At 72.4% G+C, this 15,550-nt stretch carries 13 protein-coding genes; 7 read left to right on the forward strand and 6 right to left on the reverse strand.

From position 1 onward, the window contains the following. Positions 1–312 precede the first annotated feature (312 nt). Positions 313–1,893, forward strand: coding sequence for a glutamine-hydrolyzing GMP synthase (gene guaA, locus ACIQFU_RS04550; RefSeq protein WP_402548900.1), 1,581 nt, complete (start codon positions 313–315; stop codon positions 1,891–1,893). A 15-nt stretch (positions 1,894–1,908) separates the two neighbouring features. On the opposite strand, the gene ACIQFU_RS04555 is transcribed toward guaA, so the two are convergent. Further along, on the reverse strand, positions 1,909–2,394 hold the full coding sequence (locus ACIQFU_RS04555; RefSeq protein WP_402548901.1) for a pyridoxamine 5'-phosphate oxidase family protein: 486 nt from the start codon (positions 2,392–2,394) through the stop codon (positions 1,909–1,911). Between the two features lie 275 nt (positions 2,395–2,669). Between ACIQFU_RS04555 and ACIQFU_RS04560 the strand changes: the two genes are divergently transcribed. Together ACIQFU_RS04560 and ACIQFU_RS04565 are read left to right on the forward strand one after the other, a co-directional pair. Beyond that, complete coding sequence (locus ACIQFU_RS04560; RefSeq protein ID WP_402548903.1) at positions 2,670–3,968, forward strand: hypothetical protein; 1,299 nt, start codon at positions 2,670–2,672, stop codon at positions 3,966–3,968. 166 nt (positions 3,969–4,134) lie between these two features. After that, on the forward strand, positions 4,135–4,662 hold the full coding sequence (locus ACIQFU_RS04565; RefSeq protein WP_402548905.1) for a DoxX family membrane protein: 528 nt from the start codon (positions 4,135–4,137) through the stop codon (positions 4,660–4,662). A gap of 31 nt (positions 4,663–4,693) precedes the next feature. Here ACIQFU_RS04565 and ACIQFU_RS04570 read toward each other — a convergent pair whose 3' ends face one another. Further along, complete coding sequence (locus ACIQFU_RS04570) at positions 4,694–4,939, reverse strand: hypothetical protein (RefSeq protein ID WP_402548907.1); 246 nt, start codon at positions 4,937–4,939, stop codon at positions 4,694–4,696. After that, on the reverse strand, positions 4,926–6,365 hold the full coding sequence (locus ACIQFU_RS04575) for a PspC domain-containing protein (RefSeq protein WP_402548909.1): 1,440 nt from the start codon (positions 6,363–6,365) through the stop codon (positions 4,926–4,928). Before ACIQFU_RS04575 ends, ACIQFU_RS04570 begins: the two co-directional genes overlap by 14 nt. A 190-nt stretch (positions 6,366–6,555) precedes the next feature. Here ACIQFU_RS04575 and ACIQFU_RS04580 point away from each other — a divergent pair, with 190 nt between their 5' ends. Further along, positions 6,556–7,848, forward strand: a complete 1,293-nt coding sequence (locus ACIQFU_RS04580; RefSeq protein ID WP_402548911.1) for a PspC domain-containing protein — start codon at positions 6,556–6,558, stop codon at positions 7,846–7,848. Beyond that, positions 7,845–8,591 carry a LuxR C-terminal-related transcriptional regulator gene (locus ACIQFU_RS04585; RefSeq protein ID WP_402548913.1) on the forward strand — a complete coding sequence of 249 codons (747 nt, stop codon included), beginning with the start codon at positions 7,845–7,847 and terminating at the stop codon, positions 8,589–8,591. The genes ACIQFU_RS04580 and ACIQFU_RS04585 overlap by 4 nt, the downstream gene beginning before the upstream one ends. A gap of 17 nt (positions 8,592–8,608) precedes the next feature. Here ACIQFU_RS04585 and ACIQFU_RS04590 read toward each other — a convergent pair whose 3' ends face one another. Next, positions 8,609–9,664 (reverse strand): NlpC/P60 family protein, encoded by a 1,056-nt coding sequence (locus ACIQFU_RS04590; protein ID WP_402548915.1) that lies wholly within the window; start codon positions 9,662–9,664, stop codon positions 8,609–8,611. Positions 9,665–9,982: 318 nt separating this feature from the next. On the opposite strand from ACIQFU_RS04590, the gene ACIQFU_RS04595 reads away from it, so the two are divergent. Next, on the forward strand, positions 9,983–10,336 hold the full coding sequence (locus ACIQFU_RS04595) for a hypothetical protein (RefSeq protein WP_402548917.1): 354 nt from the start codon (positions 9,983–9,985) through the stop codon (positions 10,334–10,336). Here the strand turns inward: ACIQFU_RS04595 and ACIQFU_RS04600 are convergent. Together ACIQFU_RS04600 and ACIQFU_RS04605 are read right to left on the reverse strand one after the other, a co-directional pair. After that, the gene (locus ACIQFU_RS04600; protein ID WP_402548918.1) at positions 10,314–11,327 is read right to left on the reverse strand and encodes a tellurite resistance/C4-dicarboxylate transporter family protein; all 1,014 of its coding nucleotides are present in this window, start codon (positions 11,325–11,327) and stop codon (positions 10,314–10,316) included. The genes ACIQFU_RS04595 and ACIQFU_RS04600 overlap by 23 nt on opposite strands. A gap of 27 nt (positions 11,328–11,354) precedes the next feature. Then, on the reverse strand, positions 11,355–12,536 hold the full coding sequence (locus ACIQFU_RS04605; RefSeq protein WP_402548920.1) for an NlpC/P60 family protein: 1,182 nt from the start codon (positions 12,534–12,536) through the stop codon (positions 11,355–11,357). A 476-nt stretch (positions 12,537–13,012) separates the two neighbouring features. Between ACIQFU_RS04605 and pcrA the strand changes: the two genes are divergently transcribed. Beyond that, positions 13,013–15,529: a DNA helicase PcrA gene (pcrA, locus tag ACIQFU_RS04610; protein WP_402548922.1), complete on the forward strand. Its 2,517-nt coding sequence runs from the start codon at positions 13,013–13,015 to the stop codon at positions 15,527–15,529. The last annotated feature ends 21 nt before the right edge of the window (positions 15,530–15,550 follow it).

The raw sequence follows: 15,550 nt of genomic DNA on the forward strand, positions 1-15,550 counted from the left end.
GTGGCGGCACCCGGGACCGGCACGGTCCGCGAACGCCAGACGCCCCGGACCTTGTCGGCCCGGGGCGCCTGGGAAGTCGCTTGTCAGTTGCTCAAGCAGCACGACCATGGCAGCCGGTGGGCCGGTTGCCATAGGTAAACAGGAAGGTCTGGTGCTTGCGCATGGGCCCAGTATGCCCCGGCGACGGTCGGTGTCCAAGCCGGTTCGCATGGTGAGACCCCTCGGCGGGACCCGGTGGGCGGGCCGGGGCACCCGCCCACCTCGGTAGAATCGGGGGCACAAGCTCCCCGCCCGACCGCCGGAAGGCACCCCGTGTCATCAGCGACTCCCGCTGCCGCCGCCCCCGACACCGTCCTGGTCGTCGACTTCGGCGCGCAGTACGCCCAGCTCATCGCCCGTCGTGTCCGCGAGGCGCGGGTCTACAGCGAGATCGTGCCGAGCTCCATGCCGGTCGAGGAGATCCTCGCCAAGAACCCGGCGGCCATCATCCTCTCGGGCGGCCCCTCGTCGGTGTACGAGCCGGGCGCCCCGACCCTCGACCGCTCCCTGTTCGAGGCCGGCGTCCCGGTCTTCGGCATGTGCTACGGCTTCCAGCTGATGGCGCAGACCCTCGGCGGCACCGTCGACAACTCCGGTGCCCGTGAGTACGGCCGCACCGACCTCACGGTCTCCAAGCCGTCCTCCACCCTCTTCGAGGGCACCCCGGCCGACCAGGCAGTGTGGATGTCGCACGGCGACGCCTGCTCCGCCGCCCCCGAGGGCTTCACCGTCACCGGCTCCACGGACGTCGTCCCGGTCGCCGCCTTCGAGAACGACGAGAAGAAGCTCTACGGCGTCCAGTACCACCCCGAGGTCATGCACTCCACGCACGGCCAGCAGGTGCTGGAGCACTTCCTGTACCGGGGCGCGGGCCTGAGTCCCGACTGGACCACGGGCAACGTGATCGAGGAGCAGGTCGCCGCCATCCGCGCGCAGGTCGGCGACAGGCGCGCCATCTGCGGCCTGTCCGGCGGCGTGGACTCCGCCGTCGCCGCCGCCCTCGTCCAGAAGGCCATCGGCTCCCAGCTGACCTGCGTCTACGTCGACCACGGCCTGATGCGCAAGGGCGAGACCGAACAGGTCGAGAAGGACTTCGTGGCCGCGACCGGCGTGCAGCTGAAGGTCGTGGACGCCGAGGAGCGCTTCCTCAAGGCGCTGGCCGGGGTCTCCGACCCCGAGGAGAAGCGGAAGATCATCGGCCGCGAGTTCATCCGGGTCTTCGAGCAGGCGCAGCTGGAGATCATGCAGGAGGACGGTCCCGAGGTCGCCTTCCTCGTGCAGGGCACGCTCTACCCGGACGTCGTCGAGTCCGGCGGCGGCACCGGCACCGCCAACATCAAATCCCACCACAACGTGGGCGGTCTCCCCGACGACATCGAGTTCGAGCTGGTCGAGCCGCTGCGCCAGCTGTTCAAGGACGAGGTCCGGATGGTCGGCCAGGAGCTGGGCCTGCCGGACGAGATCGTCCAGCGCCAGCCCTTCCCGGGCCCCGGCCTCGGCATCCGCATCGTCGGCGAGGTCACCAAGGAGCGGCTCGACCTGCTCCGCGAGGCCGACGCCATCGCCCGCGAGGAGCTCACCGGGGCCGGCCTCGACCGCGACATCTGGCAGTGCCCCGTGGTGCTGCTCGCGGACGTCCGCTCCGTCGGCGTCCAGGGCGACGGCCGCACCTACGGCCACCCGATCGTCCTGCGCCCGGTCTCGTCCGAGGACGCCATGACAGCCGACTGGTCCCGGCTGCCGTACGACGTGCTCTCGAAGATCTCGACCCGGATCACCAACGAGGTCAAGGACGTCAACCGGGTCGTCCTCGACGTGACGTCGAAGCCGCCGGGGACGATCGAGTGGGAGTGAGCCCGAGGGCGCTCCCTATGTGCGCCTGACGGTGCGCACGGGCCGACCGGGCTGCCAGATCTCGACGACGAGGTACTTGTCGTCCTCGACGAAGGTGCGCACGACCTCCGTCAGCTCGGTACGGAAGAGGTGGAACGGCTCCGGCGGTTCCACCTCTTTCACGTACCCGGCCTTGGCCGCGGGGTCCTCGACCTCGACCGCCCGCCCGGCGATCCGTACGTCCCCGCCGCCCAGGTCGGTGCCGCCGCCCGGGTTCGCCTGGAGCGCGAAGCGCGCATCCCGGCGCAGGTCGAGGGCCTTGAGCGAGCCCGGCATCATGCCCAGCCACAGCTCGCCGGTCAGGAAACGCACCTCCAGGCCGGTGGTGCGGGGCGAACCGTCCTTGCGGAGGGTGGCGAGGACGTGGTGCGTGTACGCGCCGAAGCGCGCCTCGACGGTGCCGGCCAGGGCGGGTTCGGCGGCGGCGAAACCGGCCCAGTTCACGGGTGTGCCTGAAGTCATACGCCGAGTGTGGACCCGAAAACCGACACCTTCTGTCGGGTAACCGGACGTGTTCATCCGTGGGGACGTCTCACGGCCGGGTCAACACCGCGATCCCCGCATCACCCCTGCTGAGCGGACGTAAGGCGGGGCAACGGGCGGGGCAGGGCCGGGGTACGGCACAATTCGCTTTCGTCCCAAGGGACTTAGAGGCTCCCACGGCTTCTGCCCACGGTCGCTTGTGACGGGTTCTTTCACAGGTGCGGGCACAGGGTGCGGGAAGGCGGGCGTCGGGCGTGGCGGTGCAGGAGGCGAGACGCGGGAGCGGCTCGGACAGGGGCGCGTACGAGGCGGCTGCGCACGGCGGCGGCTGCACCTGCGGGGACTGCCCGCACGGCGCCCGCGAGGGGCACCGCCGGGCGGTCGCCGCGTTTCTGCTGCGGCGGGACGAGTTCGCGGCCGGGCAAGGGCTGCCGGCCGCGGTGGCCCACTCGGCCTCCGCCTCCCGCCAGTGGGTCTCGGAGGAACTGACCCAGTCCGCGGAAGCCGTCGCCGAACGCGGCCGAGCCGAGGGCGAAGCCTGGCTCGCCGCGCTGGGCCGGCGCACGACGGCCGTCGTGTGGGCGGCGGTCGTCCTGCTGCTGCTCGGGCAGGCGCTCACCGCGGTCGGCGCCGGCTGGTCGGCGGCGCGCACCGCCGGGCTCGCGGCGGCCGTGGTGGTGGCCGGCGCCCTGACGGCGGCGTCCTGGTTCCACCGGGCCCGGGGCGGCGCGCCGGCCCCGGTCATCGGCGAGGACAACCGCCTGTCCACCTCCCGCGCGGTGGCGGCCGCCTGGGTCCTCTTCATCGCCTACGCCGTGCTCGTGCTGGCCGGGCAACTGGCCGTCGCCTCGGGGCCCGACCGGCGGGACGCGCTGATCTCCGGCCTCGACCTCGGCCGCGGCGCCGGTGCGGTGACCGTCCTCGCGGTGGTCTGCGCGGTCGCGGTCCTGGTGCGGCGGGTGGTCGGCCTCAGGGTGCTGGGCCAGCGGCTGCAGAAGGTCCGTGCCGACCGGCCGCGCGCGTCCGACCTGCTGACGGACGACGCTGGCCGCGGATCCTTCGCCGACATCCAGTACGTCGTGATCAGCGCCGTGGCCCTGGTGTTCGCGGCGGTACGGCTGGCGCGGCGCCCGGAGCAGCTGCCCGACCTGCCGTGGGGTCTGGCGGTGGTGGTGCTCGTGTCCGCGGCGACCTACGTGGCCGGGAAGTACGCCGAGGGCGGCCGGCCGGTGGTCCTCTCCGTGGTCCGGGCCCGGGAGGCCGGTGACCTGGACGCGCCGATCCGCACCGGCGACGACATCGAGATCCGCGGTGCGGGCTTCGTGCCGCCGGGCGCCCAGCGGGCGGACCGGCTGTCCCGGATGGTCGTCCGCATCGGCGCGGTCAACGTCCACGTCCCCCTGGTCCCGGTGACGGGCGGCTTCAGCAATCCCTCGGACGACCTGCTGACGGTGCCCGTCCCGGCGGACGTCGAACCCGGCCGGGTGGAGGTCCAGGTGGTCACCGGCGCGGGCGTGGAGACCAACCGGTACACCATCGACGTGACGGACTGACACCTCGCCTCGTCTCGCCCTCCCGTCCCCGCCCCGGACGGCGGGCCGGCAACCTGTCGAAACCGACAGCAAGAAACCGGTCGCCGAGGGTTGAGCGGGGCCCCCGTGCCCTACGTATGGTCTGGTGGGGGGTCCGGGCATGCGCGGCGAGAGGCGGCTGGCAGTGATGACTCACGGGATGCGGACGGATGTCCACACCTCGCCCGGGAGCGGGGGAGACCGGCGGGACAACGCCGCCCGGTACGCCCTCCTCCCCCTCCGGATCTTTCTCGGTGTCACCTTCGTCTACGCCGGTCTGGACAAGCTCACCGACAGCGCCTTCATGAAGGACGCGGGTGCCGGTTCCGTCGGCGACATGATGCGCGCGGTCCGGGACTCCTCGGCCGTCCCCGCCCTGGTCGACCTGGCCCTGAAGAGCCCGGCCGGCTTCGGCTACGCCATCGCCCTGGGCGAGCTGGCCGTCGGCCTCGGCACCCTGCTCGGACTCCTCACCCGCCTGGCGGCGCTCGGCGGCGCGCTGATCTCGCTCAGCCTGTGGCTGACCGTCAGCTGGGCCTCCGACCCCTACTACTACGGCAACGACCTCGCCTACCTCATGGCCTGGCTGCCCCTCGTCCTCGCCGGCGCCCCGCTGCTGTCCCTCGACGCCGTGCTCCGCTCCCGGCGCCGGGGACGGGCGGGCGGGTACCGGTAGCGGCGGGCTGCCGGCGGCGCGAGCGGCGCCGTCAGCGGGGGAGGTCCGCCCGGGGTTCGTCGGGCGCCGCCACGCCCGGCGCTCCGCGGCGCCGGTGCACGGACCGGGCCACGAGCCCGACGACGCCCGCGAGGCAGAGCCCGCCATTGACGAGGGGGATCAGCACGAACCACGGCGTCTCCCAGAGGCCGCCCGCGTCGCCGGCGTAGATGACACCGGCCAGCATCAGGAAGAGACCGGCCACCAGCCGGCCCGGCTGGAACCTATGACGCAGCACGGGTCACCTCCGCCTGACCGACGCCGACCTGGAGGTCCAGGTCGAGCGTGCCGGCGTCCTTGCCGCCCCCCGCGGGGGACAGGGTGAGCTCCTTGTGCTTGCCCGGGGCCACGTCCACGTCCTTCTCGTCGTCGCCGGGCAGCTGGATGTCGCCCACGCCCACCTCGACGCTCAGCCGCACGGTCACGTCCTGCGGCACGACGACCCGTATTCGGCCCATGCCCACGTCGGCCCGGGTGCTCACCGTCTGCCCCTCGCCCAGGTCCAGCCGGGACAGGTCGAGGGTGCCGCTGCCCGCGCCGATCTCGTACTGATCGCGCACGTCGGCCGCCACCACGGGCTTCCAGGTGGTCCGCACCCACTCGGTGCCCACGTTCTCCGGTATCGCGACCGACCCGGCCAGCAGGCCCGCCGTGATGATCGCCAGGAAGATCGAACCGGCTCCCGTGCGCCCGAGGAGGGAACTGACCGCGATACCGAGGCCGAAGACGGCCAGCGCGCACGCCAGACCGGTCTGCAGGCTGCTGCCGAGCCCGTGGTCGTCCCAGGTCAGCCGGGTCCCGAGGAAACCCGCGAGCAGGGCGAGGAGGAACACCCAGCCGCCGATGCCCCGGGGGCCGCGGGTCTGTGCGGACCGGGAACGCGGGTCGCCCGCGAGGGCGTGGTCCCGGCGCCCCGGGATGCCGCGGCCGATGTTGACGGCCGCCGCGATGTCACGCTCCACGGAGTCCGGCGGGCCCCACATGTATCCCGTCCCGCCGTCGTGGGTGCCGTCCTTGACGATGGGGTCGCGCCACCAGGAGGGCCAGGTGTACATGATCGGGGGAGCCTGGGCCTCCGGCGGGGCGTCGGCGACGGCCTGGGCCGAGAGCGGATCCGGTTCGGGCGTTCTGCGCTGCCGCGACCAGTACCCCGCGCCCGCGAGGAGAAGGGAGAGGACGACGCCGAAGGTGAGCACGCCGCCGTTGTTCAGCATGGTGAGGAAGACCCCGCAGCCGACCAGGGCGAAGAGCACGGCCGCCAGCGCCTGGCCGTCGACCCGGCCGGTGAGCAGCTTGCGCACCTCGTTCTCCTCCTCGTCGTCGTAGGGGACGAAGAGCCAGGCGAAGCCGTAGAAGATGAGGCCTATGCCGCCGGTCGCGGAGAGCACCGCGAGGGTGATCCGGAAGATCACCGGATCCAGGTCGCACTGCCGCCCGAGGCCGGCGCACACGCCGGCGAGCGACTTGTGCCGCCGGTCGCGCCGGAACCGGTGCGGCGGCCCGGGGACGTCCGTGCCGCCGGCGGCGCCCGCGTCGGCCGGGGCACCCGCGCCGGCCGCACCGGCATCCGCGGCGGACGCGGCATCCTGCGGCCCGGCGCCCCGCGGGGGGCGCGGGCCGGAGCCGGGTCCCGGACCCGTCGCGGCGTGCTCGTGATCTGTCATGAGTCCATGGTGACGGGCGCGGCGCCGTGACGGCAGCCGGTACGACCCTGGTCGGACCCTGATATCGGCCCTGACTCCCCGCCCGGGGAGCGTTCGAGGCCCGCACCGCCCTCCGCGGGCCGAAGATCAGGGGTGAGTGGGGGAACGACCCTGATGCCCCGGCTCCCGCACCCGTGTGAATATCGGTGTCATGCCGGAAGCCGCAGCAGCACCCGTCGTCGAACCGCGGCCGCCGCGCAAGCTCTACCGGAGCAGCGACGGACGCTGGCTCGGCGGGGTGGCGCGGGGGCTCGCCGGACATCTCGGGCTGCCCGTCATCTGGGTCAGGTTCGCCTTCGTCGGCCTGTTCATGGCCGACGGCCTGGGCGCGCTGCTGTACGCGGCCTTCTGGTTCTTCGTGCCGCTGGGCGTCGGGGGAGTGGAGGCGCAGAAGCCGCCGTCCCTCGTCACCTCCGAGACCGCGCCGGACGGCCGCCGCAGACTCGTCGCCCGCAAACCGGACAAGGGGCAGATGGTCGCCCTGCTCCTCATGGTCGTCGTGGCCCTGGTCTTCGTGGGCAACGTCGACCTCGGCGGCGGAGCCAAGGTGTACCTGTGGCCGACCGTGCTCGTCGGCGCCGGCGTCGCCCTCGTCTGGCGCCAGGCGGACAACGCGCGCCGGGCCCGCTGGGCCGAGGTGGGACGCCACCGCCGTACCGTCACCCTGCTGCGCTCCGTGGCAGGCGTCCTGCTGGTGACGGCCGGAGTCACCGGCATCTTCGTCCTCCAGGGATCCGCCGCCCACCTCGGCTCCGTCCTCCAGGCGGCCCTCGCCGTCCTCGTCGGCACAACGCTCCTCGCCGGCCCCTACCTGGTGCGGATGACGCAGGACCTCTCCGAGGAGCGGCTGATGCGCATCCGCGCCCAGGAGCGCGCCGAGGTCGCCGCCCACGTCCACGACTCGGTGCTGCACACCCTGACCCTGATCCAGCGCAACGCGGAGAGCGCGGGCGAGGTGCGCCGCCTGGCCCGTGCCCAGGAGCGCGACCTGCGCGCCTGGCTCTACAAGCCCGAGGGCAACGGCAAGGACGAGGACGACGAGCCCACCACCCTCGCCGAGGCCGTCAAGCGCAACGCCGCGGAGGTCGAGGACAAGCACGGCGTCCCGATCGAGGTGGTCGTCGTCGGCGACTGCCCGCTCGACGAGAGGACCAGCGCACAGATGCAGGCCGCGCGTGAAGCGATGGTGAACGCGGCCAAGTACGGTGGCGAGGGCGGCGCCGTACAGGTCTTCGCCGAAGTCGAGGGCAGGACGGTCTTCGTGTCCGTCCGGGACCGCGGCCCCGGCTTCGACCTCGACTCGATACCCGCCGACCGCATGGGCGTCAGAGAATCGATCATCGGCCGCATGGAGCGCAACGGCGGCACGGCGCGGCTGCGCGCGGTGCCGGACGGCGGCACGGAGGTCGAACTGGAAATGGAGAGGGCGGAGAAGACGTCATGAGCGACCCGACCGAGGCGAACGGAACGGCGGGAACGGGCGGGACGGCCGAGCCCGCGCAGCCGGCCACCGGCGGCGCGGGAGAGCGCCACGTACGTGTGGTGCTCGTCGACGACCACCGCATGTTCCGCACCGGTGTGCAGGCCGAGATCGGCCAGACCGCCGAGACCGGGGTCGAGGTCGTCGGCGAGGCCGCCGACGTCGACCAGGCCGTCACGGTCATCACCGCGACCCGCCCCGAGGTCGTCCTCCTCGACGTCCACCTCCCCGGCGGCGGCGGGGTCGAGGTGCTGCGCCGCTGCGCACCCCTGATGAGCGACGCCGAGCGGCCCGTCCGCTTCCTTGCCCTGTCCGTCTCGGACGCGGCGGAGGACGTGATCGGTGTGATCCGCGGCGGCGCCCGGGGCTACGTGACCAAGACCATCACCGGCACCGATCTGGTCAACTCCGTCTTCCGCGTCCAGGAGGGCGACGCCGTCTTCTCCCCGCGCCTGGCCGGGTTCGTCCTCGACGCGTTCGCCTCCACCGACGCCCCGCCGGTCGACGAGGACCTCGACCGCCTCACCCAGCGCGAGCGCGAGGTACTGCGCCTGATCGCCCGCGGCTACGCGTACAAGGAGATCGCCAAGCAGCTGTACATCTCGGTCAAGACCGTCGAGTCCCACGTCTCCGCGGTCCTGCGCAAGCTCCAGCTGTCCAACCGGCACGAGCTGACCCGGTGGGCGACGGCACGGCGGCTGGTGTGACGGATTCGCGGGGGAGGTCACACCACCCGCGCGGCCCCCGCGAACGGCATCTCGTCGACCGGGGCCACGCGCACCGGTGCCGACGGGTTCGGGGCGTGGATCATCCGGCCGTTGCCGACGTAGATGCCGACGTGGCTGATGCCCGAGTAGAAGAAGACGAGGTCGCCCGGGAGGAGTTCGGACCGGGAGACGCGGCGGCCCGCGTCGATCTGGGCGTAGGTCGTGCGCGGCAGGGAGATCCCGGCGGCGCGGTAGGCGGCCTGGGTCAGGCCCGAGCAGTCGAAGGCGTTCGGGCCGGTCGCGCCCCACACGTAGGGGCTGCCGAGCTTCTGGTAGGCGTAGGCGACGGCCGCCGCCGCGCGGGAGTTGGGTGCCTGGGCGGAGGCGGACAGGCTCGCCCGGGGCCCGGGGGAAGAGGCCCGGGAGGCGCGGTGCGCCGTGCCCTCGCCGACGCCGGCGCGTTCCTCGGCCGTCACCCGGGACAGCAGGCGGCGGGCCTCCTCCAGCTTGCCGGTGACGGTCTCGCGGTGGCGTTTCAGCTCCGCCCGGCGCGACTTCAGCGAGGTCACCTCGATGCGGGCGGCGCCGCGCAGTTGCTCGATGTCGCGGAGTTCCTTGCGCACGCGCCCCACCGCGGCCTTCTGCCGGCTGCCCGCGCGCTCGGCGAACGCGGCTCCGTCGAGATACCGGTCCGGGTCCGAGGAGAGCGCCAGTTGCAGTGCCGGGTCCAGGCCGCCGCTGCGGTACTGCGCCGCCGCGACCGAACCCAGCGCCTCCCGTGCCGAGTTCAGCCGGTCCTCCTTGCGGGCGGCCTCGTCCCGCAGCTCCTCCAGGCGCTGTTCGGCGGCGTCCGCCTTCTCCTTCGCGCCGTTGTACTTCTCCGTGGCCACCTCGGCCTCCTGGTAGAGCTTGTCCACCTTGGCCCTGACCTGCGCCGCCGTCGGCTGCGGAGCGGCGTGCACGGTCCCGCCCAGTCCCGTCGCGGTGGCCGCACCCGCGAGGGTGATGGTGGCCGCCGTACGGACTCTGCCGCCGCCCGTCGCGCGCTGTCGCGGCCTGCGGTGCGTTCCCACCTGCGATCCACGTCCTTCCGTACGACTCGACTCCGGCCCGTGCCGGGTCGGCTCCGGTTCGCTCCGGCTGCCTGGGCCAGGACGCTAGGCGCGTCGGTAACGGTCCGGTGACGGGATGCGTGGAAGTGGCGGTAGCGGATCGGCTGGCGACCGTATGTGACCGCCATCCTCTCCGGAGCCCGTCTCCTTCACGCAGGGTGATGACCGTTATGCCAGATCGGGGGCGGGCGGGGGAGGTGAGCTGTTATGGGAGCGGCCGGGCGAGTGGGAGCGGGCCGGTGTCCGGGCGGGGCGGGCCCCTCATTAGGCTCCGGCCTCATGGACGTTCTCATCCACCTCTTCGTCGGCCTGCACATCATCGGCATCGCCGCGCTCCTCGGCGGCTTCCTGACCCAGATGAAGGCGATGGGCCGGGGCGCGGCCCGTTTCACCCCCGCGATGCTGCACGGCGCGCTGACGATGCTGGTCACCGGTGCCGTCCTGGTGGGCCTCAACCAGGCCCAGGACTACTTCGTGGACAACGTCAAGATCGGCGTGAAGCTCGCCGTCCTGGTCGTGATCCTCGGCCTGGTCTACGTGAAGCGCGACGAGGAGAAGGTGGAGAAGCCGCTGTTCGGCCTGGTGGGCGCGCTGACCCTGGCCAACGTCTTCATCGCGGTGCTGTGGACCTGACCGCCCCGGCGGCCGCCCGCGCGGACCGCATCCCGGCCCGGGCCCGGACGACCGCGCCCGCGGCGACCGCCAGCCACCCGGCCACCGCGATCCACACCAGTGCCCGGCCGGGCGCGTCCAGCCACGGGACGTCGACAGCCGCGGCCACCGACAGCGTCGCCGCCGCCGTCATGCCGAGCGGGAAGACCGTCGACCAGCGGCGTACGTCGTAGCGGAGGCGGGGCCAGGCGATCTCGGCTGCCAGGAGTACGGCGTACCAGGCGAGGTCGAGGGCGAGCAGGAAGACGGTCAGGTCGTGCAGGACGGCGTGGTCGTCGGCGTTCCACAGGTACATGCCGGTCCCGGCCGCCGCGAGCAGTTTGGCCCCGGCGAGGGCCGAGATGGCGAGCGCGCCGCCCGCCACCCAGTGGTCCCCGGCGCCCCTGGCCACCTGCCGCAGATCGAAGCGGAACAGCGCGATCAGGTAGAGGACGATCCCCAGCCAGAACGGCACCAGCGCCACGTGCGCCAGCCAGGGCGTCGAGGTGGCCGCGGCCAGGGTGGCGGCGAGCACGGCCAGCCCCTCGGTGGCCACGCAGCCCAGGAACACCGCCCCGGGCATCCTCCGTCCCCAGTGCTGTACGACGAGGAACAGCAGCCACGGCCACAGCAGAGCCGCCAGCACCAGCAGCACCGCCGCCACGAGCGACCAGCCGAGCACGGAGAAGCGGGTGCCGAGCACGGCCGTCGCGGCGACCGCGGTCAGCGCCCCCGGCGTCCCGGCCCGTTCCACCCACTGCGTCCGGTCCGAGAACAGCAGGTGGACGAAGTTCGCCGCCAGTATCAGCCAGGCGGCACAGGCCAGCGCCAGGGCGATCCGGGACAGGACCTCGCGGCCCGTCAGGTGGAGGGCGACCGACACGATGCCGGTCGCCATCACCGCGGCTCCGGCCGCCGGTGGACGCTGCGCCACCCAGGTACGCAGCGCGGAGGGACGGGTGGCCGATGACATGCGCCCGATGCTAGAGACCCGTACCGATCAGGCCGGGCGCACCACGCTGTAGATCGACGACTCGCCGTCGTAGAAGATCGACTCCTCGCGGACGTACGCGCCCGGCTTCGGGGCGTGGATCATCATGCCGTCGCCGATGTACAGGCCGACGTGGCTGATGTCGTCGTAGAAGAAGACCAGGTCACCGGGTTGTGCCTGGGAGACGGGGACGGTCGTGCCGGCGTTGACCTGGTCGTAGGTGACGCGCGGCAGCGACACGCCCGCGGCCTTCCAGGCGGCCTGGGTCAGGCCCGAGCAGTCGTAGGAGCCGGGGCCCGTGGCGCCCCAGACGTACGGCTTGCCGATCTGGGCGCGGGCGAAGGCGATCGCGCTCTCGGCCTTGGTGCCGTTCGAGGTGCCCGGTGTGGAGGACCCCGACGAGCCGGTGCCGCCGGAGGACCCCGAGGAGCCGGCGTCGCTCTCCCGCTGGGCGGCCTCCTCCTGCCGCTTGCGCTCGGCCGCCTCCTCCGCCTGCTGCTTCGCCAGTTCGGCGGCCTTGCGGGCGGCGGCCTCCTGCTTCTTCTTCTCGATGGCCGCCAGCCGGGCCTTCTCCTCGGCGGTCAGCTCCGACAGCAGCTTCCGCGCGGTGGCGAGCTTCGTCTGGACGGTCGACTTGGCCGTCTTCAGGTCCTGCTGCGACTCGGTGAGCGTCTCGAGGCTCTCGGTGGCCTCCCGGCGCTTCTTCATCGTCTCGGACTGCTGGGTGACGTAGTCGTCGACGGCGCTCTTCTGCCGGCCGGTGAGCCGGTTCATCAACTGGTTCTGGTCGAAGTAGTCCTGCGGCGAGTCCGCGAGCAGCAGGGTCGCGGTCTCCGGGACCGAGGCGCCCGTGCGGTACTGGGCGGAGGCGAAGGAACCCAGCTCCTCGCGCGCGTCGTTGAGCTTCTGGGTGCGCTGGGCGACGTCGTCCAGGAGGCCGTCGACCTTCTTGCGCTGCTTGGAGGTCTTCTCCTTGGCCGCGTTGTACTTCTCGGTCGCCGACCCGGCCTGGCGGTAGAGGTCGTCGACCTTCTTCTCGACCTCTTCGAGGGTCGGCCGGTCGTCCGACGGCGTGGCGTCGGCCGTCTGGGAGAGCAGGGCCACGGAGGTGAGGGCCGCGGTGGCGAGGGCCGGGGTCCGTATGCCGGCGACGCGCGGACCGGTGGGACGCGACTTGCGGTGCGACGCCAAGGAGGCGACTCCTTCCAGTGCTCCGCCTACCGGGTTAGCGATGGGGGTCCCCCCGGGCCGTTCCGGCCTGGGGGAGGGTTCGGGCGGTGTGACGCGGAAGGGTTGCCCTACGGCGGAGCCGCCTCTCGTCGAGGGCGGTGCGGCCGATTCACCCCAGAGTTCTCGGTTGGGTCCCCGGCTCCGGGTGCCGTGCGGGCACGTCGGACTCGGCGGAGGCCGCGCGGCCCGGCGAGGTTCGCCGGAGGGGGTCGAGCGGCCTGCCCCGCACCGTAGCCAACTCGTGTGGCCGCTGTGAAGGTTGGTGGGTGATATGCCCGATACATTTCCGTGACCTTCTGTTCGGGTGCCGCTGGGCCGTCCGCGGGCGTCACTCTTCGTGGTTCCGCTGGTCGCAGGGCGTGCCCGCGCCGGGGACCGGCGGGCATTTTCCGGGGTGGCACCGGGTTGTCGGTGGGGCGCCCTAGACTCGGAGAGCGATGAGCAGCCTCTTTGACGACAGCTTCCTGGCGAGCCTCCAGACCCCCCGGGGTCACGAGGAGGAACCTCCGCCGCCGCCCGAGGACGATCACGGACCGGAGCCCGTTCCGCACGATCTGTTCGGCGGGAAGTTCGACGTGCCTCCGGACCGGGACACCCACTACCGGGACGGCGCCCCGCGCCCCGCCCTGGACGCCGCGGCCCTCCTGGAGGGGCTGAACGAGAACCAGCGGGCAGCCGTGGTCCACTCCGGCTCCCCGCTGCTCATCGTGGCCGGTGCCGGTTCCGGCAAGACCCGCGTGCTCACCCACCGCATCGCCCACCTGCTGGCCGAGCGGCATGTCCACCCCGGCCAGATCCTGGCGATCACCTTCACCAACAAGGCCGCGGGCGAGATGAAGGAGCGCGTCGAGCAGCTCGTCGGCCCGCGCGCCAACGCGATGTGGGTGATGACCTTCCACAGCGCGTGCGTGCGCATCCTGCGCCGCGAGTCGAAGAAGCTCGGCTTCACCTCGTCGTTCTCGATCTACGATGCCGCCGACTCCAAGCGGCTCATGGCGCTGGTCTGCCGCGACCTGGACCTGGACCCCAAGCGCTTCCCGCCGAAGTCCTTCAGCGCGAAGATCAGCAACCTGAAGAACGAGCTGATCGACGAAGAGGACTTCGCAGCCCAGGCGGCTGGGGGCACCTCCCAGACGGAGTCCGGGGGAGGGTTCGAGAAGACCCTCGCCCAGGCCTACGCCATGTACCAGTCGCGGCTGCGCGAGGCCAACGCCCTCGACTTCGACGACCTGATCATGACGACGGTCAACCTGCTCCGCGCCTTCCCGGACGTCGCCGAGCACTACCGCCGCCGCTTCCGGCACGTCCTGGTCGACGAGTACCAGGACACCAACCACGCCCAGTACGCCCTGGTGCGCGAGCTGGTCGGCGTCCCCTCGGAGCACCCCGTCGACGTGCCGCCGGAGGCCGAGGTGCCGCCCGCCGAGCTGTGCGTGGTGGGCGACGCCGACCAGTCGATCTACGCCTTCCGCGGCGCCACGATCCGCAACATCCTCCAGTTCGAGGAGGACTACCCGGACGCGACGACGATCCTGCTGGAGCAGAACTACCGCTCCACGCAGACCATCCTCAGCGCCGCCAACGCGGTCATCGAGCGCAACGAGTCCCGCCGCCCCAAGAACCTGTGGACCAACCAGGGCAACGGCGCGCAGATCACCGGGTACGTCGCCGACACCGAGCACGACGAGGCGCAGTTCGTCGCCGACGAGATAGACCGCCTCACCGACGCGGGCGACGCCAAGGCCGGCGACGTCGCGGTCTTCTACCGCACCAACGCCCAGTCCCGTGTCTTCGAAGAGGTCTTCATCCGCACCGGCCTGCCCTACAAGGTCGTCGGCGGCGTCCGCTTCTACGAGCGCAAGGAGGTCCGGGACGTCCTGGCCTACCTGCGGGTACTGGCCAACCCGGAGGACTCGGTGCCGCTGCGCCGCATCCTCAACGTCCCCAAGCGCGGCATCGGCGACCGCGCGGAGGCGATGATCGACGCCCTCTCCCAGCGCGAGAGGATCAGCTTCCCGCAGGCGCTGAGGCGCGTCGACGAGGCGTACGGCATGGCCGCGCGCTCCGCGAACGCCGTGAAGCGGTTCAACACGCTCATGGAGGACCTGCGCACCGTCGTCGAGTCCGGCGCCGGACCCGCCACCGTCCTGGAGGCGATCCTCGAACGCACCGGGTACCTGGCCGAGTTGCAGGCCTCCACCGACCCGCAGGACGAGACCCGCATCGAGAACCTCCAGGAACTCGCGGCCGTCGCCCTGGAGTTCGAGCAGGAGCGGGCCGAGAGCGAGGAGGCCGGGACGCTGGCCGACTTCCTGGAGAAGGTCGCGCTCGTCGCCGACTCCGACCAGATCCCCGACGAAGAGGACGGCGACGGCGTCGTCACCCTGATGACCCTGCACACCGCCAAGGGCCTGGAGTTCCCGGTCGTCTTCCTCACCGGCATGGAGGACGGCGTGTTCCCGCACATGCGCGCCCTCGGCCAGGCCAAGGAACTGGAGGAGGAACGGCGCCTCGCCTACGTCGGCATCACGCGCGCCCGCGAGCGCCTCTACCTGACCCGGTCGACGCTGCGCAGCGCCTGGGGCCAGCCGTCGTACAACCCGCCCTCGCGGTTCCTGGAGGAGATCCCGGCCCCCCACCTGGAGTGGAAGCGCACCGGGGCGAACGGGCCCGCGCCCTCCGCGCCGGTCTCGGGCGTGGCGGCCTCGCTGTCCTCGTCCCGTTCCCGCTCGTCGGCGTCGGGCGCGTCCGGCTTCGCGACCCGCAGGTCGGCCGGCGCCGAGCAGCCGACGGTCTCGCTGGCGGTCGGAGACCGCGTCACGCACGACCAGTTCGGCCTCGGCATGGTGGTCGGGGTCAAGGGCACCGGGTCCAACGCCGAGGCGACGATCGACTTCGGCGACACCAAGCCGAAGCGGCTGCTGCTGCGGTACGCGCCGGTGGAGAAGCTCTGAGGCATCCGAGGGACGGTTCGA

The sequence above is a fragment of the Streptomyces sp. NPDC093065 genome (assembly GCF_044754585.1).
Taxonomy (GTDB): Bacteria; Actinomycetota; Actinomycetes; order Streptomycetales; family Streptomycetaceae; genus Streptomyces.

Bases quoted from the DNA above. Each gene is read 5' to 3' on its own strand.
- ACIQFU_RS04595 (WP_402548917.1), top strand. From the start codon at position 9,983: ATGGACGTTCTCATCCACCTCTTCGTCGGCCTGCACATCATCGGCATC.
- ACIQFU_RS04575 (WP_402548909.1), bottom strand. From the start codon at position 6,365: ATGACAGATCACGAGCACGCCGCGACGGGTCCGGGACCCGGCTCCGGC.
- ACIQFU_RS04555 (WP_402548901.1), bottom strand. From the start codon at position 2,394: ATGACTTCAGGCACACCCGTGAACTGGGCCGGTTTCGCCGCCGCCGAA.
- ACIQFU_RS04600 (WP_402548918.1), bottom strand. From the start codon at position 11,327: ATGTCATCGGCCACCCGTCCCTCCGCGCTGCGTACCTGGGTGGCGCAG.
- ACIQFU_RS04585 (WP_402548913.1), top strand. From the start codon at position 7,845: ATGAGCGACCCGACCGAGGCGAACGGAACGGCGGGAACGGGCGGGACG.
- pcrA (WP_402548922.1), top strand. From the start codon at position 13,013: ATGAGCAGCCTCTTTGACGACAGCTTCCTGGCGAGCCTCCAGACCCCC.
- ACIQFU_RS04565 (WP_402548905.1), top strand. From the start codon at position 4,135: ATGACTCACGGGATGCGGACGGATGTCCACACCTCGCCCGGGAGCGGG.
- ACIQFU_RS04580 (WP_402548911.1), top strand. From the start codon at position 6,556: ATGCCGGAAGCCGCAGCAGCACCCGTCGTCGAACCGCGGCCGCCGCGC.